Source organism: Bifidobacterium phasiani (assembly GCF_019331775.1).
GTDB lineage: Bacteria > Actinomycetota > Actinomycetes > Actinomycetales > Bifidobacteriaceae > Bifidobacterium > Bifidobacterium phasiani.
In genome coordinates, this window is the sequence record NZ_JAHBBD010000007.1 from 24017 (window position 1) to 44551 (window position 20535).

15 protein-coding genes and 2 pseudogenes are annotated in these 20535 nt (G+C 46.3%); 9 read left to right on the forward strand and 8 right to left on the reverse strand.

Translation table 11 applies throughout. The annotated features are described in order from the left end of the window. Nucleotides 1–8: 8 nt before the first annotated feature. From KIH73_RS10860 to KIH73_RS04295, 7 genes are all read left to right on the forward strand, one after another. On the forward strand, nt 9–296 hold the full coding sequence (locus KIH73_RS10860; protein WP_236022576.1) for an integrase core domain-containing protein: 288 nt from the start codon (nt 9–11) through the stop codon (nt 294–296). A gap of 926 nt (nt 297–1222) precedes the next feature. Then, a complete protein-coding gene (locus KIH73_RS04270; protein ID WP_219080946.1) occupies nt 1223–2059 on the forward strand; it encodes a glycosyltransferase in 837 nt (278 codons plus the stop codon). Continuing rightward, nucleotides 2056–2865 carry a glycosyltransferase family 32 protein gene (locus KIH73_RS04275; protein ID WP_219080948.1) on the forward strand — a complete coding sequence of 270 codons (810 nt, stop codon included), beginning with the start codon at nt 2056–2058 and terminating at the stop codon, nt 2863–2865. The genes KIH73_RS04270 and KIH73_RS04275 overlap by 4 nt, the downstream gene beginning before the upstream one ends. After that, on the forward strand, nt 2852–3949 hold the full coding sequence (locus tag KIH73_RS04280; protein WP_219080950.1) for a polysaccharide pyruvyl transferase family protein: 1098 nt from the start codon (nt 2852–2854) through the stop codon (nt 3947–3949). The genes KIH73_RS04275 and KIH73_RS04280 overlap by 14 nt, the downstream gene beginning before the upstream one ends. Nucleotides 3950–3973: 24 nt before the next feature. After that, complete coding sequence (locus KIH73_RS11185) at nt 3974–5086, forward strand: EpsG family protein (RefSeq protein WP_219080952.1); 1113 nt, start codon at nt 3974–3976, stop codon at nt 5084–5086. Next, on the forward strand, nt 5049–6128 hold the full coding sequence (locus KIH73_RS04290; RefSeq protein ID WP_219080954.1) for a glycosyltransferase family 2 protein: 1080 nt from the start codon (nt 5049–5051) through the stop codon (nt 6126–6128). The genes KIH73_RS11185 and KIH73_RS04290 overlap by 38 nt, the downstream gene beginning before the upstream one ends. 33 nt (nt 6129–6161) lie before the next feature. Further along, entirely contained in the window at nt 6162–7610 is a 1449-nt protein-coding gene (locus KIH73_RS04295) for a lipopolysaccharide biosynthesis protein (protein ID WP_274608150.1), read from the forward strand. A gap of 102 nt (nt 7611–7712) precedes the next feature. Here the strand turns inward: KIH73_RS04295 and KIH73_RS04300 are convergent, their stop codons facing one another. Beyond that, complete coding sequence (locus KIH73_RS04300; RefSeq protein ID WP_219080958.1) at nt 7713–9233, reverse strand: P-loop ATPase, Sll1717 family; 1521 nt, start codon at nt 9231–9233, stop codon at nt 7713–7715. A 917-nt stretch (nt 9234–10150) separates the two neighbouring features. On the opposite strand from KIH73_RS04300, the pseudogene istA reads away from it, so the two are divergent. Together istA and istB are read left to right on the forward strand one after the other, a co-directional pair. Then, nucleotides 10151–11581 (forward strand): annotated as a pseudogene (gene istA / locus KIH73_RS11190) (IS21 family transposase); the annotation flags it as partial. Nucleotides 11582–11642: 61 nt separating this feature from the next. Then, a pseudogene (gene istB, locus KIH73_RS04310) lies at nt 11643–12369 on the forward strand (IS21-like element helper ATPase IstB). A 361-nt stretch (nt 12370–12730) separates the two neighbouring features. On the opposite strand, the gene KIH73_RS04315 reads toward istB, so the two are convergent. The 7 genes from KIH73_RS04315 to KIH73_RS04345 all read right to left on the reverse strand — a co-directional run bounded on the left by KIH73_RS04315 (nt 12731) and on the right by KIH73_RS04345 (nt 20350). Next, a complete protein-coding gene (locus tag KIH73_RS04315; protein WP_219080960.1) occupies nt 12731–14146 on the reverse strand; it encodes an oligosaccharide flippase family protein in 1416 nt (471 codons plus the stop codon). Between the two features lie 32 nt (nt 14147–14178). Next, nucleotides 14179–15195, reverse strand: coding sequence for a nitroreductase family protein (locus tag KIH73_RS04320; RefSeq protein ID WP_219080963.1), 1017 nt, complete (start codon nt 15193–15195; stop codon nt 14179–14181). Nucleotides 15196–15233: 38 nt separating this feature from the next. Next, nucleotides 15234–16307, reverse strand: a complete 1074-nt coding sequence (locus KIH73_RS04325; protein ID WP_219080965.1) for a polysaccharide pyruvyl transferase family protein — start codon at nt 16305–16307, stop codon at nt 15234–15236. 14 nt (nt 16308–16321) lie between these two features. Further along, a complete protein-coding gene (locus KIH73_RS04330; RefSeq protein WP_219080967.1) occupies nt 16322–17500 on the reverse strand; it encodes an O-antigen ligase family protein in 1179 nt (392 codons plus the stop codon). Between the two features lie 6 nt (nt 17501–17506). After that, entirely contained in the window at nt 17507–18445 is a 939-nt protein-coding gene (locus KIH73_RS04335) for a glycosyltransferase family 2 protein (protein WP_219080969.1), read from the reverse strand. Beyond that, the gene (locus KIH73_RS04340) at nt 18442–19434 is read right to left on the reverse strand and encodes a glycosyltransferase family 2 protein (protein ID WP_420830217.1); all 993 of its coding nucleotides are present in this window, start codon (nt 19432–19434) and stop codon (nt 18442–18444) included. Before KIH73_RS04340 ends, KIH73_RS04335 begins: the two co-directional genes overlap by 4 nt. A gap of 70 nt (nt 19435–19504) precedes the next feature. Continuing rightward, nucleotides 19505–20350: a glycosyltransferase gene (locus tag KIH73_RS04345; RefSeq protein ID WP_219080973.1), complete on the reverse strand. Its 846-nt coding sequence runs from the start codon at nt 20348–20350 to the stop codon at nt 19505–19507. Nucleotides 20351–20535 lie beyond the last annotated feature (185 nt).

Consider the following 20535-nt stretch of genomic DNA (forward strand, 5'->3'; position numbering starts at 1 on the left):
ACGCGGAAATGACCAACACCATGCTGGTCCAAGCCGCCGCCACGCTGCGTCCCAACGAGCGTCCCGTAGTCCACAACGACCGCAGATACCATTACCGGTGGCCGGGACGGCTGGACCGGCTGGGCCGGTACGGCCTTGGTCCGATCCATGAGCGCGAAGGGATACAGCCCGGACAACGCCGCGGCCGAGGGGAGTTCTTCGGTCGCATGAAGGTCGAGTCCGTGTATCCCGAGCATTGGGAGGACCGTACATGCGAGGAGGTCATCGACCTCGCCGGCGAGTACATCCACTGGTAAACCATACGAGGATCAAACAGTCGCTGGGTTGAGAAAGCCCGGTAGAACAAGACAGAGGCTAACCGTATAGGAAAATAACTCCAAGAAAACGTCCGCAGCCCCTTGTCTTTGTTCCCTGATTATGTCATGAGCCCGAGCTCACGTCTTCGCCGTGTGACGCGGGTGCCGTATCCGAGCTTGATTCATCCATCCCGATACCAGAACAAGCACTCATCCAGTCAATCATTGCATCCACCGATGACGACACCGATGAAGTCCCGACTGCGGAAGGACTCCAGCTTAAGCCCGCCAAAACATTGAGCACAAGCGAAGCACCGCAAAAAATCCCATAAGCAAGAAGTGAATCTTTGAACATGCCTCGGACATCGGAGTCCAGCTCGGCACCGGACCGATCACATATTCTATACTTTTTCATAGAGCCAACCTCCGAGGAGGAAATGGAAGTAGGAGCCGGATTCCCTGTGCATCATGGGGGCCGGCTCCTGCGCATTCCGGATAAGAATAAGAATCCCAGGCCGAGCCCTCCGAGTGAACTTAGGGCTGTAACCCTCTTTCGTAAATGAAGAACCCCCCAGGGTTGAGCACTGCAAGTAGGCTTAGGGGGCTGCCGTTGACTATAAACTCTCGCACAATTACCGGAACGCGTCATCTTCACCAGCGTGTTGCACGGACAAGACAGAGAAATTCTTGCTTTCCAAGCATCAACATTCATTGTGCATGAATAGGCAGCAGAGTCGCCGCTTCCAATACCCCATTCGCCAACGTGCACCGATCCATTCATCTACTCGAGTTCAGATTTTGCTCCGTTCCCCTGCGGCCCTAGACACGCAAACCGTGAGTCTGTTTTAGCGTCAGCGCATGCGGCCCACTGATAAGCGCCGTTATGGCAGTTATGTTTGCCAACGGGATACAGAGGTGTGAAGGGAATGCCTGATCATCGCTATAGCGTTCTGCTTCCCGTCTATGGCAAAGATTCCCCCGCATATCTGCGTATTGCCATCGACAGTATGCTGGCGCAGACTCTCCCGCCCGACGAAATCCTCATCGCTGTAGACGGACCAATCGGTAGCAATCTGATGACTGTCATTAACCAGTATCGTGTAGCACAACCCGACTTGTTTTCACTCTACCAAGCTCCGAATCAAGGGGGATTAGGAGCCTTGCTGCGCAAGGCGGTGCCGCTCTGCCGCAACACGTACATCGCCCGCATGGACGCCGACGACTACTCCTCACCGGAACGGTTATCCAAACAGTTCGCCATACTCGATCAGAGAGATGACGTAGACATTGTTGGGTGCAATGTCGACGAATTCATGGACGACGTTACCGAACCAGTTTCGCATGTCGTGTTGCCTGAATTGCCGGCGGATGCGTTACGGTTTGCCAAACGACGTTGTCCAATGCGTCATCCGGCTCTACTCTACCGTAAAGACGATGTGCTGGCGGCCGGCAACTATAGACCTCTGTACACCTTTGAAGATTACGACCTCATCGTCCGCATGCTGCACCGTGGACTGCGGCTGTACAACGTTCAGGAGCCGCTAGTATCCATGCGAGTCAGCCCTGACTTCTATGCACGTCGCGGCGGCCCGCGCTTCGTGGCTTGTATGGTCCGGACGAAGTGGCGGTTCCTCGTCATGGGATTCTCTTCACTGCCTGATTTCCTGGTCAGCTGCTTAGGCCAAACATTCGTCGGTCTCATGCCAGGCTCATTCAGGGCATGGTTTTACAAAACCTTCCTGAGAAAGGAGATCATCGGATGATTCCCAAAATCATCCATTATTGCTGGTTTGGCGGCAACCCTCTGCCAGAACGTTTTGCTCGCTGTATCGATAGCTGGCACCGTGTCATGCCTGACTATGAGATTCAACGCTGGGACGAAAACAACTACACCATCGATGAGACCTGCGATTACGTACGTGAAGCATACAGGGCCGGCTATTGGGCATTCGTCTCCGATTACGCCCGACTCGATATCTGCACCCGATACGGAGGTATCTACTTGGATGTCGATGTTGAGGCTGTCGCACCATTTGATGACCTGCTCGACCTCGAAGGATTCTGCGGATTCGAAATCGGCAAAAGACCCGTACCAGATGAAGTGAATCTCGGTCTGGCACTAGGCTTGGCCGAGAACGCCCCCATGGGAATAATTCTGCGCGACGATTATCACGACAAACATTTTCTCAAGCCTGACGGCACATACGATCTAACCCCCTGCCCCACCATCCAGACACGGGTTCTGCGCGAATATGGCCTACGTCTAGATGGCACTCGTCAGACGATTAACGGACTGACTGTGCTTCCCACTGAGTACTTCTGTCCAATTAATCAGTACACCGGAGAAAGGATTCTTACTCCGCAGACTCATAGCATCCACTACTATGCCGGCTCATGGAATTCGCTGGCCGATCAGGAACGTCGTCAATTACGCATGAAGTATAGCCGTTTGGGATCAGTTGGCGCCAACATGGTCAGCACCCTTATGGCGTACGGCAAACATTACGGACCAGTGGACATGTGGGGAAAAATACTATGCAAATTAGGAAAGAAAAATGAGCAAAATTAAGACAGTGTATATTGCAACATTTTATCAATATAACAATTATGGAACGAGATTACAGAACTATGCACTGTGTCAAGTTCTGCGTGAATATGGCCTCACAGTCAAAACATTATCTCCGTATTCATCTATAGACACCATAAAAGACATAGTTAAGAACGTAATAGCAATAATTCCGCTCAATACAAAGAAACATCGGATATATCAAGCTGAACTATCTAAGCAGAAAGTTTTTGGCGAATTCAACAAAAAGCTTAATCTAACGAAAATTCGCAGAAACGCATTGTCTACAATTGACTTTAAAGAAGCCTGCGGAATTGCCGGGAGCGATCAAATATGGTCCCCGACTCATCTAAAGAATAACCCAAAAGACAAAGAACTGTTCTTTTTAAGTTTTCTTCCTGAAAGTCAACGGTACTCTTACGCCCCATCTTTCGGTGTTTCCTCAGTGCCAGCCGATATGGCAAATGAGTATCAACAAGCTCTCACGCGATTTGTAAATTTATCGACGAGAGAACAAGTAGGACAGAATATAATTCACCAAATTACGGGGTTATCGGCAGTTATTATGCCTGACCCAACCTTCCTTCTCAGTCGCACAGAATGGCAGACTGTTTATCCACATGATAAATCTCCATGTACGTCAAAAAAATATGTCCTTAAATATTTTTTGAGCGAACATAACAAAACACTTCATGACTCTATTCAAACTTTTGCCTCAAGCATTTATATTGATGTCATATCCGTTGCCGGAAACCATATCAGTAAAGATGATTACTTAGTGTCACCTGACGAATTTGTTGCCCTTATTCGCAATGCGACCTATGTTTTCACTGACTCTTTTCACGCTGCGGTTTTTTCCATAATTTTCAACATTCCGTTTATTGTTTTTCAGCGCATCGACGTCAAACAGATTTCTCGAATCAAAACTTTACTTGACACATATGCACTTCCGCAGTCGCTAATAACCGACGACAATTCACAGTATGAATCAATTTTTCAATCTGAGGATTTTAGTTCAGCTAACAAAATAATGTTAGAAGAACGTGAGCGCGGAAGAGAATATATAAAAACAATTTTAGGCATATAGATTCAAATTATAGTTGAAGCTACAATGACAATTGCATTATACACAATCACTGAAGTATTATCGCTTGGATTCTTTGGTCTTGGATCCTTCTATAAAAGGAAAAGATTTGTCAGATATCTATGCTTAGCTATCTCATTCATTATTCCCTGTTGTGTCATTATATTTCGCGATTTGACCGTCGGAACAGATTATGTTACATATTACAACGCAATACTACGAATCAGTGATAACAATCCTAATCCATATGATGAGGATTGGCTTGGACTAGGGTTCAGACTACTTATTCATTTCTTTTCTCTTTGGGGCATTCCAAGTAACATTATTCCTTTTGTCGTTATAGGTTTCATCAGCATTGCAACATTGAGCATCATTTTCTTTGTAATATGGAGATATAGTTCTCATGCCACATGGGGACTATATCTCTTTTACTGTTCATGCCTGTATTTTCAAATGATGAATCAGTTTCGGCAGATGTTTGCGATAAGTTTGATATTTCTCGCTTTCACATATGGACTTAACGCATATCGCAAGAGTATTCCACTCATTATTCTTGCGGCACTGTTTCACTCATCCGCATGGATAATGTTGCCTTGTATCTTCATCGTTAGAATGCAATTCACCAAACGTATCATTGCTATCTACTGTTTTGCAACACTCATGTTAGCACTATCGTATCCCTTTATTGAAATTCTTCTATCAGATACGGTATACGGCGAAAGATATTTTGGCAGGGACGATCTTGATGTTTCATTAAGCATGAATTCCATTTTTAATCTAGCATTCAGAGTTTTACTGCTACTGTTTTGTTTTAAAATGAGGAAAAAGATAACCTCTAGCATTGATTTTCAATCAAACTCTGCATTTTATAATATGCTGTATCATATGACTTTTCTTTGTCTATTGACACAGGTGCTAACTGTATTTGGATCCTATTTGTTTGGTCGCGTTACCACATATTTTTTTATTTTCTATACATTACTTCTTCCCCCCACTTTTTTCGCACGCAGCGATATTCTACCCGCAACCAATAAACTTTTCTTTAAATACTGCGCAATCATAATATGTCTTTCTTACCAGTTTGTCTACTACCTAACCAACGGTGAACCAAGTGGATATACAGCATACCAATTCGTCTAGCTGCAAGGAGTTATTTGTAATGCACCATCATTACCCTTTGGTTTCAATCATCGTCGCTATATACAATATAAAAACATATCTACCGCAGTGTATTGAATCAATAATAAATCAAGATTACGCGAATCTGGAAGTCATTCTTGTCGACGACTGCTCTACTGACGGTTCCAAACAGATTTGTGACGCCTACGCCGAGCAAGATTCGCGCATCTCAGTGATCCACCACACCATAAATCAACGACATTCTAAAACACGAAACGATGGTTTAGACGAGGCTACCGGCGATTTCATCGTCTTCGTAGACGGCGACGACTGGCTTGCATCAGACTTCATATCGTATATGCTTCATGTAATTACCGTCACTCAAGCAGATATAGCAATCAATCTGGTGAACTATACCACCCGTGATACATCACAGGTCCCTGACGCACCAATTCAGATGTGGACAGCAGAGAAAACTCTTACGGAACTTCTATATCCTCATCTGCCGGTAGGGGTATGGAATAAGATTTATCGGAGGGATTTCATTGAAAACAACCACCTAAGATTTTTAGATCGCTACACCGCAGAAGGTGAGCTCTTTATCAACACAGCTGTTCAATATGCAAATCGCATCGGAGTGGGATGCCATAAAGCATATTACTACCGTCTCAACAATGCACAAAGTGCGACAACACAATACGATGTCAAACAGGGAACAGAATCGACACGAGTACTAAGAGAAATAAACAACAACCTTACCATACGTACGAGGTCGGTCCTCGCCGCCGTTAATCAGCATATATGGCTGAACGAGTTCTGGACCATACGTCAAATTTTTGGAACTAGAACCCAAAACAAGAATGCCGAACTGTTGCATAATTGCAAAGCATATGTCAGACGGCATTTTTGGCCGGTAGTTGTAGACGAGAAGCGATTCAGCAAGAGGATAAAGTACTTTGCCACAGGGCTTTTCCCGATTGTCATGGCCAAACTTAAAAATCTACAATTCGACATATCTCTACACAGAGATCAACTCAAACACAACATCGAACGTAAATACTGATTATAGAAATATCCATTTTCGGAAATAACAATCATGCATACTCACCTACATAACCTTCGTCAACTCTATGCCCAGTTGTCCGATACCAAAAAATCCGTCCTGTGGTACACGACGGCCATGATTATTCAGAACGGTATCCTCTTCCTGTTCACGCCAGTGTACACACGTATTCTTTCCGATGAGCAGTACGGCATGTTTAGTGTATACCAGTCATGGCAACAGGTTGTTTCCATCATCAGCGTTGTAGCGATGGATCGGTGTATCACCGTCGGATTTATGAAGTACGAGAATGACCGGCGCGGTTTTTTATCATCAGTACAGGCATTGATGACGCTTACCGTGCTCGTTTGCGCTATATTGGTCTGCTTGCTCCCCGGACCTATCACAGACCTTATCGGACTGCCGTTACCCATCGTGTTGGCGATGCTGGTGGTCTCGTTGATGAACAACACTTTGGCGAACTGGACTTGGCTGCAACGATACGAATACCGTTACCGCCGACTGGCGTTCGTGACAGTGGGGTTCACCGCAGCGATTCAGATTGTTTCCACCGCCGCCATCATGTTACTCCCAACCGACGGCGGCACCGTGCTGATCATGTCTTCTACCGTCGTGCGAGTCAGCCTGTATGGCATTATTTATATCATCGTATTTGCCGTAGGCAAGCGACTGTTTAATCGCGAATATTGGCGTTTTTCTCTCTCCTATTCGCTGGCGGTTGTACCGCACGCGCTCTCCCAAATTATCTTGAATTCCTCCGCCAGAATCCTCATCGACAAGCTCTGTGGACGTGCCGAGGCTGCCTATTACGGTGTAACCTACAGCGCGGCCATGGTACTCAACATCGTTATGACAAGTGTCAGCTCAGCGATTCAGCCTTGGTTCTTTGAACGAATTAGGGCACATGACTATCACAGCATCAGGCGCAAGACAAATGCGTTCCTCATCATGGCATCCGGATTTGCTGTAGGAGTCTCGCTGTTCGCTCCAGAGATTCTGGCCATCCTGGCACCAAGCTCTTACCATTCCGCATTGGGCACATTCCCGCCGACTGCGGCCGGAGTGTTCTTCAACTGCATGTATCTGTGCTTCGCAAATTTTGAATCGTATTATGAGAAGCCCTTCTACTTCTCGATAGCCACGGCTACGGGCGCCATTGTCAATGTGGTGGTCAACCTTATTTGTATTCCGCTGTTTGGGTTCGTCTCCGCAGGATATACCACAATGCTCTGCTACATGCTATTCGCGTTCATGCATTACCGATTTATGCGGAGGGTATGTCGCCAAGAGCTAAATGATGTACGCGTATTCGATGTCCGATTCATTCTGATATTATCTGTCAGCACTGTGCTAGCGACAATCGGCGTCTCCATCATGTACGGCTGGCACCCCGCCATCCGGTACATCATTCTAATTGCCGCCGCAATTACGGCAATAGCCTATCGCCGTACACTAGTGCGACGACTCCGCGATCTTTTCTAACTCGTAACTCAAAATCAATTTAGCTATACATCAGTCGCGCAACAGGTATGGCATCATAATAGTTGATAAAGTTCCTTTTAGTCATTTGCGTGAGAATGAATACTACAGTTTTGAAATATCAATTTGGTGTTTCATTGCATAAACTACCTTAGGGTCACTAATTCGATAAACGACTCCTTTATTCTGTTTTTCATGTGTATTTTCAACCAATCCAATAGCTTCCATCTGAACGACATAATTATTAGTTGAGCTACCAGTGTTTGCAAATTCTTTTAATTGATTTTTCGTAAAACGCTCAGAATGTAATTTTAACAAGTGTTTGATATAACTATATACATCCATTGTATTTGCCCTAGAGTTTGGTTTTTTGGGATAATACTCGTAAAAGTTAAAATTAGTAATAAATGAGTTTAAACCTTTACTCACAGCGTCATGACATATTTTTTCCACATAAGGGTTAAGAGAATACTGAGCTTGAAACATCTGATTAAAAATGTGCCATAGATCACGCGGATTACCATTGCATAGATTAAAAATATTATCGAAATCATCTTGACTTACATCATCCGAAAATAATACTCGATAATCATTTATCTTATTATCACTAAAAAAAGAAAGTCTTTTGTTTAAGGCCTGTGTCAAGAAAGTAGTCGGCCAAGACAGCAATGGACAATAATGTTTTTGACTTCGAACCTTAACAAGTATTCGCTTGAAAGGAACTTCCCAGACGGAAACAACTAATTGAATATCTGAATTTTCGAGTAATTTATTGTCACATAGAAGCGGAAGAATGAAAGATGAAATAATTTCCGCATCATTATTCATCCGGCCATCTTCGTCAAATTTATCAAAAAAGACGACTATTTTCTTATATCCCAACTTATGGGCAAGCGTGCAAATTTGCAGCAGCATGCTGTATGAAGTTTCAATGGAATTGAAATTGGTGTCTACGTCCAAATTAATTTTAGGCAAGATAGCGTGAATCTGGGATTCTTGAACCAATGGAAGCCCGTAGTAGTTATTAATTATAGTATTTACTGTATTTGTCGCAGCAGTAATTCCATAGTTTAAAAAAGTAGTAATGGAGTTGACATGTAATTTAATCCATCTTTTTACAAAAGGCAATTGTATTTCTTCAATTTTACGCGCAAGTTGATTTTTTGTTATCGTATCAGTATACTTAGCGAGCAAGAAAGATAAAAACAATCTATCATCTTTGCTTAATGATTTGAGACGTTTTCTTTCTTCAAACAGTTTAAAAAACAATGATAAAACAATATTTTTGATTATAAGATTATAATAATCAGTAATGCTTGGATGAAGTTGCAGGCTTGAAAAATCGTCAATCAATAACGTTAAACATGTTGAACTATGATCATTTAACATTAAATCGTTAAGTAAGGCCGTTTTCCCTGTCCCCCGATTGCCTCTAATTATTAAACTGCGACCAGCTTCGAAACTTTCATTAATTGAATCATAATTTTCTGGGTCTGTAAAAATATTCCGCGCATATTCTTTTTCATTTTCTGCTGTATATATATTAAACGGATATTCTTTTAATCCAAATTTTTTATAAAAAACTTTCATCGAAATTATACTTTGTTGAATATTATTTTCATTCATTATTTTAGTCCTCCGCAGTAATTATCTTATATACCTAAGCATAGCTTGCTCTTCGCGAAAGCGAATGCAGCGGCTTGCGGTATTTGCGCGGACACATTCTAGTGGTTGCTTTGTCTGGTGCATCGGAGGTTGTATGACGGGAGCGGTGACGTTTCCTAGGATTTGCGATTGAACGGAGATTGCTTGAGGCGAAGCACAGCAGAAAGCAGCGGGCCAAGACGGCGACTTGTATGTCGGGAACGGGCGAAGGCTCAGTAACGTCATACGGCAGCTAGGGTATCCGAAGCCGGTAGCTGCCCTTTACGTGGATTGATGAGCTGGTGCCCGGTCGAAGAGAAAACTCAGGCACGGCCCGGTTCCCGAGGGACCGAAAAGACAGTCCATGGCCGCAGCCGAGTCCGGCAGATTGAAGTCGCGTGTTTTAGTCAAGTTGGTGTTTTGTTTTTCGTCAGGTATTTTTTCGGGTTTGGGCGGGGTGTGCCGGCCGGGGTGGTTTTATTGGGTTTGGGGTTTGTCGAACATGAGTGCTTGGCTGATGCGGTGGCTTTGCCCGGTGAACTCGATGAGTCGTCCGTGGCGGGTCGATGCGGTCGATTGACAAGCGGCACGCGGGTTTGTCGTCGGCGAAGATCGTGCCCCATTCGCCTGGACTCGATGTTCGCGGCGGAGGACGATGCTCCTTCTCTCGTAGCTGCCGGCTGTCTGTGAACAATGGTGAGTGTGCCAGGTGACCGTGGAAAAGTTGACCGGTTGATTGGTCAGGATTGATCCGTTTCGTCGTCTCCTTTGGCATGGAGGAGGCGCCGGCCCGTCCTGTCCGGACGGGATTCCCGAGGTGAATGCGGTTTCTCTCGGGAAGGAAAAAGATATGACGGTGTCGACGCCCATACAACAACGTACCGGGATTCCCGGGCGCCCAGGGTGTTTCCTGGCGCCGGATCGCCAGGGAGGTCGGGGTGTCCAGGCAGACGGTCCGCAAGTACGCGCAGTTGGAGGACTGTTCCCCAAGCCACCCTCGCACGTGGAAGCCAGGTCGAAGCTGGACCCGTTCAAACGGCTGGTCGATGGCTGGCTGGAGGCGGACCGGTTCATGCCGATGCAGGCAGCGTCATACCGCCAAGCGCGTGTACGGCCGGCTGGTCGCCGAGCAGGGGTTCGACGGCTCGCACTCGATCGTGCAGCGGTACGTGAAGGTCTGGAGGCGGGAGCATCGCCTGCCGGGCGAGGGATAACCTGGAGCTGGAGTGGCCGCCGGGCGTGATGCAGGTGGATTTCGGCCCGGCGCAGGCCGCGATCGCCGGCGGCCGGGTCGACGTGCATTGTCTGGTGATCTCGTTCCCGTATCCGGATCATGCGCTGCGCGGTGGCCCTGCCCGGGGAGAACGCGGAGTGCGTGTGCGAGGGGGCTACGCCTGGTGTTCGACCATATCGGGGTAGCCCCGCGGGTCATGGTGTCCGCACGACGCCACCGGCGCCGGGCACCGGGTCGCGTGGGACCGGGTGACGGTGGTGGACGTGTTCCAGCGGTTCATCGAGCGCTACCGGATCGAGGTGAGGTTCTGCAACCCGCAGTCCGGCAACGAGAAGGGCAGCGTGGAGAACGCGGTCGGCTTCCTGAGGGGAACATCATGGTCCCCTCTGCCGGACCGGAGTCGTACGCGCAATTGTCCCGTTTCGCGCTCTCCCGGTGCGACGAGATCGCCCGGTGGCCGCACTACCGGTCGGAGACACCGGTCAGAGACCTATTCGCCGACGAGCGCGCGTTAATGCAGCGCCTGCCGTCCCGGCCGTCCGGCCGCGTGCTGGTGAGAGGTGAGGAAGGCCGACAAGGAAGGCGTCGTGGAGGTCGACTCGCACCGGTACCTCGCCGGCCCCTCCTGGCACGGGTGGACCCTGGACGTCGGCCTGCGCGCGTTCGACGTGAAGATCCGCACCCAGGACGGGCGCATGGTCGCCCGCCTTCCCCGCGTCTACGGGAACGCCGCGGGGGCGGTGCGGGTCCGGCCTACCTGCTGCCTGCGCTGGCGCGCAAGACCCGCGCGTGGGGCGGAGAGCCCGATCCGCGGCGACTTCCCCAAGAAGCTGCGCCTGGCGATCGACGCCCAGGACTCCAAGCAACGCCAACGCACGTTCCGCCTGATCGCCAGGGCGGCGCAGGCCAGCGGGTTCGAGGCCGCCACGACCGCCGCCGAGCACCTCGTCGAGCGGGGGCGCGGCATCGACGAGGCAGCCTGCTGGCCATGAGCAGGCGCATCGCCTCCGGCGAGACGCCGCACGACGAGCCCGCGCCCGACCTGCACGACTACGACCGGTTCATGCGGCCCACACCGGCCAGGAAGGAGGCATGAGACGACCCGTCCGAAGACCGCCCAGCCCGACACGAGACGACGCCGGGCATCGACCGGCGCGATGATGGACCAGATCATGCGGCTCGCCCGCCAACTGCCCCTGACCCGCCAGGTCCTCGCCGACCAGCTCGGGGCCGCTCCGCCCACGCAGATGGAGTTCATGCACGCGTCGATGCTCGCCGAACTCGACTCGCGGGAGCGCTCCAAACGCGCGCGACTGCTCAAACAGGCCGGATTCCCCCAACCCAAGGAGCACGACGGCTACGACTGGACGCCCCTGCGGTTCCCCGTCGACTACGGGCGGCAGGCCCTCGAGGACCTCGACTTCATCGACAGGGACGAGGACGTGGTCATGTTCGGCCCGCCCGGCACCGGCAAGACCCACCTCGCCACCGCCTTGGGACGCAAGGCCTGCCGGCGCGGGATTCCCGTCCGGTTCTTCACCGCCGCGAGCCTGGTCATGCGCCTGCTGCGCGCCAGCACGGACAACAAGCTCGACAGGGAGCTCACGGCGATCGGCAAAGCCGGTCTCATCATCCTCGACGAGCTCGGCTACGTGCCCATCGACGAGGAAGGCAGCAGGCTGCTCTTCCAGGTCGTCACCAACGCGTACGAACGGCAGAGCATCATCCACGACCGCCAACATCAAGTCCGGCGGATGGACCCGCGTGTTCGGTAGCCCCAACACGGCACGCCGCTTATCAATCGACTGCATCGTCCACCACGGACGCCTCATCCGCTTCGAGGGCGACAGCTACCGCAGCCAACACGCCCTCACGGCCAAATAACCGACAATCTACCCAAAACAGAACAAGGACGGTGGGCGGACCCGAGGATGCTCATCCTGCGGAAAACCCGCTGCCCATCCTGCGGAAAAATACATGCCCAAACTGCGGACACAAACTTACTAAAACACACCTTCTTCGTCTTGATTCTGCATATCATATGAAATAACTTCTTTCGCTACATATCCTGCGTATTGCAGAAGAAATCTAACCTTGCCGTCCCAACTGCAATGCCCATGACTCCAGCTTAATAACACCACTAAGCTCTACTGGTCTTTAAGTACAAAGACAACGCCACCGAGTACAAATATTCACAAGTTGGCGACAAGTAACTGAATGACTCTTATATTACCAGATGTGCATTTCAACGTACCATTTTCCAATACTGTATTACTTCTTTTCCTAATGGAAATGTAACGATAATCTGTATTACGATGATAAAAACAAAACATAACGAAGATATCTCGATATAGTGAGGAATCTGTAATGTCATCATGAGAACCTGTATTGTAAAAATACTAAGTGTAAGTGCTGTTTTCCACTTGGGGATAGTGACATGGATAAATTGTTGTGAGCAGATTATGCGAATCAGTAAAAGCGTAATGTTGCTGAGAAGCATTGCAATGGCTGCGCCATATAGTCCGATATAGGGTATAAGAAACCATGTACCCGCTAAACAAATTATCGCACTCGCGACAGTGGATATAAGAATGAGTCTAGTTTTCATAACCATGGTATATGCACTACCATAAAATGAGGCAAGCGAGTTAAAATAAAGAGCAAAAATAAGGATAGGCATGTAAACCCATCCTTGATAAAAGTCTTTCTGCAAGAACCAGTATGCCAACCAGGGTGACAGGAGAATAATTAAACTGCCCGCAATCGTAAGAAGCGCGTTGAGAAGGGTAAAGACAATACTGAAAAATCTATCAATGTTGCTTTTGCGGTATTCCTGAAAAGAAGAGAGGGTCCAGGCTTGGAAAAAAACGCTGTAAAGCGTGTTGAGAAGATTGGGGATTTTGTAACTAGCGGCGAATACCCCTGAAGCAGCTATACCAAGCATGCTAGTGATAAACAAGCGGTTGACGCTCGTATTAAACATCCATAGCACGTTGTTGGGGATGAGTGGTAGAGCGTAAGGAAGCATACGACGCAGAAGACGTTTGGCAGTAGCCCAAGTGACGAGGCGCAGGTACCGATAGTGGCGGCCAACACTTAGAAAAATTAATGAACCGAGAAGACTGCCGGCGATGTAGGAGTAATAGAAACCATCCAGCCCTTTACCGAAGAATGCGATGAAGAGAACAGCACATGCGGCGGTACAGAAGGCGGAGGCAGTCGAAGCCACAGTAATGAGTCTGAGCTGATTGGCTCCGCGTGCAATCCTACTGAACAGATCTTGAAAGGCATAGACGATGTAAGACAATAGGAATAGCCACCTATATTCCCCTAAGCCACCGAACATGGGTAGCTCGAGAAGGGGCAGCAAAAGAAGTACGACTAAACAACTCAGACAGGTTATAGCAACTCCAATAGAGGCAATTTCTCTGGAATCCTGCTTGCTGTCAATCATGAAACGGAGTACAGCATCACCTATCGCGAACGTTCCCAATGGCATGATAATGCCAATGACTAAAGTCGTCATGTCAGAGATACCATATTCCGCTGCGGTTAGATAGTACGTATATAGAGGCACCAAAAGGAACGTGGTCAATTTTGTGGCGACTGTGGTGATTGTGAATACGGCGATGTTAATTAAAAGATTCTTGTACTTGTTCATACCATATCTTCTTGTTCCCACCTATATTGTATTTACTCGACTGTGCTCATAATCGCATTGACAGGCAGACGGGTGGACCGGCACAAATTGATTGTGTTCGGGAAGTGACCAACCGCGATATACATGACAAGGAACTCCGTGTCGGGAACATGCATAAGAGCGCGTGTAGCCTGTTCAGATTTGCCGTCCATCATAGTATTCAATGGGCACGCGGCAAGTCCTACAGATTCCAAGGACATAAGTAACTGCATAGCAAATAGGCCACCATCGACAAATCCCTCGTTTCGTTCCGACGGGTATAGGAACGCCTGATTGTCTGCCGTGACGAGAATCAACGCCGGCGGTGTCGCATAACCGCGGAAACCTCCTTGTATATTCAAGGCCTCAGTAATAATTCTTGAGTCAAACGTTACATGAACACGAGCCGGTTGTCTATTACATACCGACGGAGCGGTACGGGCCAGATTCACAGCTTCATGAATTTGACTAACGGTGACAGGCTCCTCTGAATATTCACGAACTGCATGGCGGCTCTCAGCTAACTGCTTAAATGTCTTGAACTTATTATCCTTTTTCACTGCGACATCGATAGCATAACTGCCCCCCTGTGTTCCCTCATATTGTTCTGCTTCACACCAAATCTCGGGGGTAAATATGCATTTAATATTTGTTAAATCATATTTGGCTTGTCGATGTCGTTGAATGTATTCGTGGATGGTGGCTAAAGCCACGCGATACGAGTTATCATTCTGACGTGCATCAGGGACAACGTTCTCGAGTCGCTTCATGGCAAATGAAAGATTCGTTAATGCTGTCCGACCAAAACCGTACCGAAAGTCCTTATGACTGAGGCCCTTTTCGATTTGATGAGCATAGAACACGGTTCTCGTCTGTAAGCAGGAAAGCGAAGTTGAACTCTCTTTAGCATATGAGCGAAAGAAACGTTTTCCCTGGTAATGTAAGCCCAATGCTAGCAGATAACGGGCTTTTAAAGTACGGAGAATGAGCCATAAACTTGTCGGCATAATTTTTTTAATAATTTTTTTCATAACTTTTCCTTAGTGAGAAATCCCAATGATATAAATAATCAAGCCAATGCGTTTCGTAGAAAATCCATTGACTCTTCACGTAAATGAGCAAGCTCATTGTTAGGCTTAACATAGCTGATACGATCATTAAGATCAGTATTGGTTACGTCAAACCTCTCAAGGCCGAGCTGCATAGTCAGATTATAAAGACGTGAATTGTTTTTCTTAGAAGACAGTGAATAGCGGAATTGTTTATTAAACAGAACCGAGAAACACAGACCATGAAATGAACTCGTCACTACCAATTCGGCATTATTAATAAGCCACAAAAATTCGTCCGGTCCGCAGCCCCCCATGTTCCGTGCGCCTGAAACCGGTCTTCCACTATATGCGTCTATATACAGAAGATCGGCATCTAATTGTTCAGCTGCACGTTTCGCAAAAGCCAAAGTTTGATTACGCTCGGATACAACATAGGCAAACACGTATTTTCCATGTGTCTTTACGGGCTTTTCGACTCGTTTCCACTGGCCACTCTCCAAAAGAAGTGTTGGATCAACGGAAACAACGGCATCCTTGATTCCCATTGAACAAAGAATCTCCACCCCTCTCTCTTCGCGCACGCTCAATGCATCAAAGCGCTTAAGAGCGGTCTCGAAATGCTTTTTGAGCGTATCGGGGAAGGATTTGTCGCCAAAGCTTGCCGCATATGAAATAATTTTTTGATTTGGAAAAAGCTTATCACCAAGAACATATGTCAAGTCGTTGCCAGTAATTTGCGGGCACCATACTTGGTCGCTACCGACAATAACGGCATTATAGTATTTTAAAATATCGTTAGTCGTATGGCAGCAATTCCCAAAAGACATGTATTTAGATTCAAAATTTCTAAATCTCCGCATTCGCAGAGAGTGTTCAGGAAATTTAAATAACATTCCAATGGCATGTTTAATGTCTTTAATGTCGACAAAAGAAGGAAAACGCGGTTCTTCGCGCATTTTGACAGCAGGGCATGTATAATTGACGATTTCCACGTCATAAGCAGACATTTGTAAACACTGAGATAGTGCATACGCCTGAAGGGTAGCACCATAATTTAGAGTGTGAATAAAAGTCAAAATACCACATTTCATCGTAATTAACTCCTTTACTTATTGTTTGAGCAATAGGGAAATAGATAGAATATAATAAAGGGCACGGGGATGCTTGGATACCAATCCAAACTTGCTGCAATAAAGAAAGCTAAAACTGCGGCCGATACTATAGAAGATAAAGCATTTTTGTTCTTATCTGAAGTTGAAAAAATTCCAAGAATGAAAAAAATGAGAGCAAAAATACCTCCAGTATAAAGAATCTGAAGTATTATATTATGACAATGATTTTGATTTAATTTTGCAATAATGGTTGTTGTTTGTTCAATGCCATTTCCCCAAAAGGGAGATTCGCATATATATTTAATAGAGTTACTCCAGATATAACTCCTGCCTGTAAATGTTGGATCTTTGCCGAGTAAAATAGCAATCCTTGAGAATAACCCACTCCCAATTCCTAGTATGAGCGCAACGCTACCAGCTATGCCAATTATACTGGCCAAATTACAGCTAATTGTGATTGATTTATGCTTATATAGTAAAAGAAAGAGAGCGGCTAATATAACAAAGCAAAGAAAAGCTACTGTAGCAGTTGCTGCGCCCTTCGCAATGTAGCTAAAACCTATCAATGCTGCATAAATCACTGCAACATATAAGGCATATTTAGAATACACAAGGCCATATATAATTAATGCACATATTAGTGGAAGAAAATAGAAAATTGATTCATTATCATATGTAAGAAAATACCAGTTTTGAGTCGTCGGGAGGGTTGATCCATATGCATAAGGAATATAACCATGTCGCATCCCCCCCACCACATTAAAATATCTAAATATACTGATAAAATGAAAAAAACACATCATGCAGCCAGCGCAACAAAAGGCTAACAGCATAATTTTTTTATTGTAGTTAAATAGAAATCTGACTAATGTTATAAACCCAATGCCTTTTGCTGTGCCGAATATATAAGCATATATGCTCCCATCCGACTGAGATAATATTGATGACGTAAAATAGAAAAAAACATAGAAAGAAGAAAAGAATAACCATTGTTTATCTAACTTATAGCAAAGAAAATACAACAATGTTATTGAAATCGAAACAAGTACAATTCCAATTTCAAATATTCTATAAGTTAAAACACCTACGGCATATGATTGAGGCGTAAAAAACAAAGAGAAAGCACAGATTCCAAATACAAGAGACAGTAAATTTATATACTTGGTTCTCATGAATCCTCAACTTAGGAAATAATTCAATAATTTAAACATGTTAATCAAGAATTTATATCTATTCGCAAGTAATACAATTGCATTTTTTATCGATAATCTTTTTTTAAGATACAACTTTTGTTTTTGAGTTAGATGCGCTTCCTTGTAATATAAATCTGGCGTAGACGCAGTTCTTCTCAACACACCAAAACATGCGTCACCATACTCCTTTACTAATTTACAATGCGGCGCGGTGATATCAGAATTCACCATGATGAGGTAACGAATATTTTTACAATTTATGGCATCATTTCTTGATATTGTTGATAGAGCAGATTCCTGTCTATCGGTCCTGTATGCATAAATGGGTTTGGAACATTTTCCATATACCAGACCTGGTTTGCATGTTGCAAAAATGAAATCTGTGTCTTCTTGAATATGTATTCTTTCATTAAATTTGTTGTTTCCTATTATTTCCTTTGAAAAGAGTATATTCCACACAAAAGTGGGCCATCCGCAAGCAATGGGGCCATATTGTGATAGATTTTCATTAGTTACATTAGGTACTTTTTGTTTCTTGGTTTGATTTGATAATTGTAATATTCCTCGTACTAACAATGCGTCACATTTACAATCCGCAACGCACGCGGCAAGTGTTTGCAAAGCATCGGGAAGCAATGCATCATCTGAGTCCATAAAATAAACATATTGTCCTTTACAATGCGAAAGGCCAGTATTACGCGCACTGGATACTCCCTCGTTGGCCTTGTGAAATACTTTGCACTGCGGGTGGTTACATATAGCCTCTTGAATCCGCTGAAACGTGCCATCTGTCGATCCATCGTCGATAATAATCAATTCGTAATCTTCATAGTTCTGTTTAAGAACACTACTGATGGCATTGCCAATATATTGCTCTGTATTGTAAGCTGGCATAATAATACTTATGAAGATACGATTATTCATTGCCGTCCTCGTTGCACAAATCGTGTATATACATTCCATGACCATTGATAGATACTAAATCCAAGGAAAAGAATACATATAGCGATTTTATCCTTACGTGGTGTTCGCGCATCCCCAAAAACTGTTTTGCAGTGCTTCAGTACATCTTGTTTAATCTGTATCGCTCGTGCCTTCTGTTGGAAATCGTCACGGTCAAATGATTTCAATACACTAAGTTCATGAAATGTCAAATAACGCCTTGCAGCATGAGCAATATCATAATCATATCTTTTCAAATTTGAATATGCTTGCCTAGCAAGTTGGTAGCGATCAAAAATCCCTTTGCTGCCCTCATGTGTGATGGAACCTTGTCTCATTACATAGTTATAAAGTGGTGCACCGCCAACAGCGACTGACTTAGCTTTATGTAGCAGTTTATAAGTAGTGCCTACGTCTTCATAGCGTTTTCCGACAGGATATCGCACATCGTTAAACAGCTTAGAACGATAAAGCTTGCCGTGTGCGGAAACATTGACAGACTCCCCATAGAGCATCGAAAGTAATGCGTCATGTCCTGTCATCATTACCGGTTTCTTGGGCAGTTGTTTCCATGGTTTTGCCATGTCACCACACTGCATCATAAAAATGCAAGTGGAGACATCTGAGTCTTGGAGTTGGATGTTGGTATGGAGATATTCCAGATAGGTGCTCTCCACCCAATCATCGGAGTCGATGAACGTAACATATGTACCGCGCATACGTTCAATGCCGTAGTTTCGCGCGTCTGATAGACCACCGTTCTTCTTATGCAGGCAAATGATTCTATCGTCCAGCTCGCATAGATCCTCGCATAGATCTCCTGACCCATCCGTGGAGCCATCGTCAACAAGAATTAATTCGAAATCGTCGAATGTCTGTCGAAGCACCGAGTCCACGCACGCACGTAGGTAATCTTTGACGTTGTAAACCGGGACGATGATGCTAATGGCCGGATCGCCCTCCGGCTGCACAGCGATGGTGCTTTGTTCTCGTGAAGCTATCGCATCCTGTGAAGTTGACTGTTTTGATGAGACAACATCGCTATGCAAGGCTCAGTCCCCACTTCCTGAAGTAGATGGCATACGATTTCAGATGTTCCTTGAATAATCGCGGATTCTTGTGCGATCCTTGCTCCCACTTGTGGACTACAACTGCATCAGGGCAGTAGACGAGCTGAGACACCTGATTAACGCGGCGGCACAAATCGGCATCTTCCAAATACATGAAATAGGAGTCATCAAAGCCGCCAAGTTGTTTAAGCAATTTCGTACGGGCGAACAGGAAGCTGCCTTGACCGAAGGGAACCTGGAATGGCTTGGAATAATCCTTGTCGCTCATGGTGTGCCAGTAATCACGCTTGCGCAACCGATTTTTAAGGAACATGCGGTTGAATGCGTCGAGAACGGTGATGTTACGACGGTATACCTTCAAAGGATGTCCCTGGGCGTCCACCATTCGCGGAATACACATTCCCACGTCCGGGTGTGCATCCATAAACGACTTCAACGCAGTCAGGGTGTCGCCGATGAAAAGAATGTCGGGGTTGACGTAAGCATGGTACTGTGAGTTCACCATGTCCAGCGCCACGTTGTTCGCCCGGCCAAAACCAAGATTCTCGTGCACGTCTACATATAGAAATCGATGAGCGATGAGAGCAGAACCAGGTCCAAAGCCATCATTCGAAAACTCGCTGACGAATCGGTTGCGTTCCTCTATTAGGGGATCCCCGGAACTGAGATTGCTATTGTCGACAGCAATAATCTGGAATTGCAATCGGGAATCAGTGAATTGCATCAGCGACCGTATCATGGCCGCCGGTGTACGATAGTCCCGATACAAAACCACCGATAATGAGATAGGCATCGCCACATTCACCGCATTCGTCATGGTCAGGACTCCTGCAACATTGACCAGCGAAACGCCAATGGTGACGTCATTCGAGTTGCCGGCATAGCAAACGTCAGAAATGTAAGTGCCGAATGCTTCGGAAGGGTATTCGATTGCTTAACGCATGAACCTGACATATACCGCGAAAACACTAAAAGCCACAGCCGTTGCACGATTCTGGAATT

What these genes read in the sequence shown, in the direction of transcription:
- KIH73_RS04320 (WP_219080963.1), bottom strand. Translation starts at nt 15,195, where the DNA reads ATGAAAAAAATTATTAAAAAAATTATGCCGACAAGTTTATGGCTCATT.
- KIH73_RS04315 (WP_219080960.1), bottom strand. Translation starts at nt 14,146, where the DNA reads ATGAACAAGTACAAGAATCTTTTAATTAACATCGCCGTATTCACAATC.
- KIH73_RS04335 (WP_219080969.1), bottom strand. Translation starts at nt 18,445, where the DNA reads ATGAATAATCGTATCTTCATAAGTATTATTATGCCAGCTTACAATACA.
- KIH73_RS04270 (WP_219080946.1), top strand. Translation starts at nt 1,223, where the DNA reads ATGCCTGATCATCGCTATAGCGTTCTGCTTCCCGTCTATGGCAAAGAT.
- KIH73_RS04280 (WP_219080950.1), top strand. Translation starts at nt 2,852, where the DNA reads ATGAGCAAAATTAAGACAGTGTATATTGCAACATTTTATCAATATAAC.
- KIH73_RS11185 (WP_219080952.1), top strand. Translation starts at nt 3,974, where the DNA reads ATGACAATTGCATTATACACAATCACTGAAGTATTATCGCTTGGATTC.
- KIH73_RS04345 (WP_219080973.1), bottom strand. Translation starts at nt 20,350, where the DNA reads ATGACGAATGCGGTGAATGTGGCGATGCCTATCTCATTATCGGTGGTT.
- KIH73_RS04295 (WP_274608150.1), top strand. Translation starts at nt 6,162, where the DNA reads ATGCATACTCACCTACATAACCTTCGTCAACTCTATGCCCAGTTGTCC.
- KIH73_RS04275 (WP_219080948.1), top strand. Translation starts at nt 2,056, where the DNA reads ATGATTCCCAAAATCATCCATTATTGCTGGTTTGGCGGCAACCCTCTG.
- KIH73_RS04330 (WP_219080967.1), bottom strand. Translation starts at nt 17,500, where the DNA reads ATGAGAACCAAGTATATAAATTTACTGTCTCTTGTATTTGGAATCTGT.
- KIH73_RS10860 (WP_236022576.1), top strand. Translation starts at nt 9, where the DNA reads ATGACCAACACCATGCTGGTCCAAGCCGCCGCCACGCTGCGTCCCAAC.
- KIH73_RS04325 (WP_219080965.1), bottom strand. Translation starts at nt 16,307, where the DNA reads ATGAAATGTGGTATTTTGACTTTTATTCACACTCTAAATTATGGTGCT.
- KIH73_RS04300 (WP_219080958.1), bottom strand. Translation starts at nt 9,233, where the DNA reads ATGAATGAAAATAATATTCAACAAAGTATAATTTCGATGAAAGTTTTT.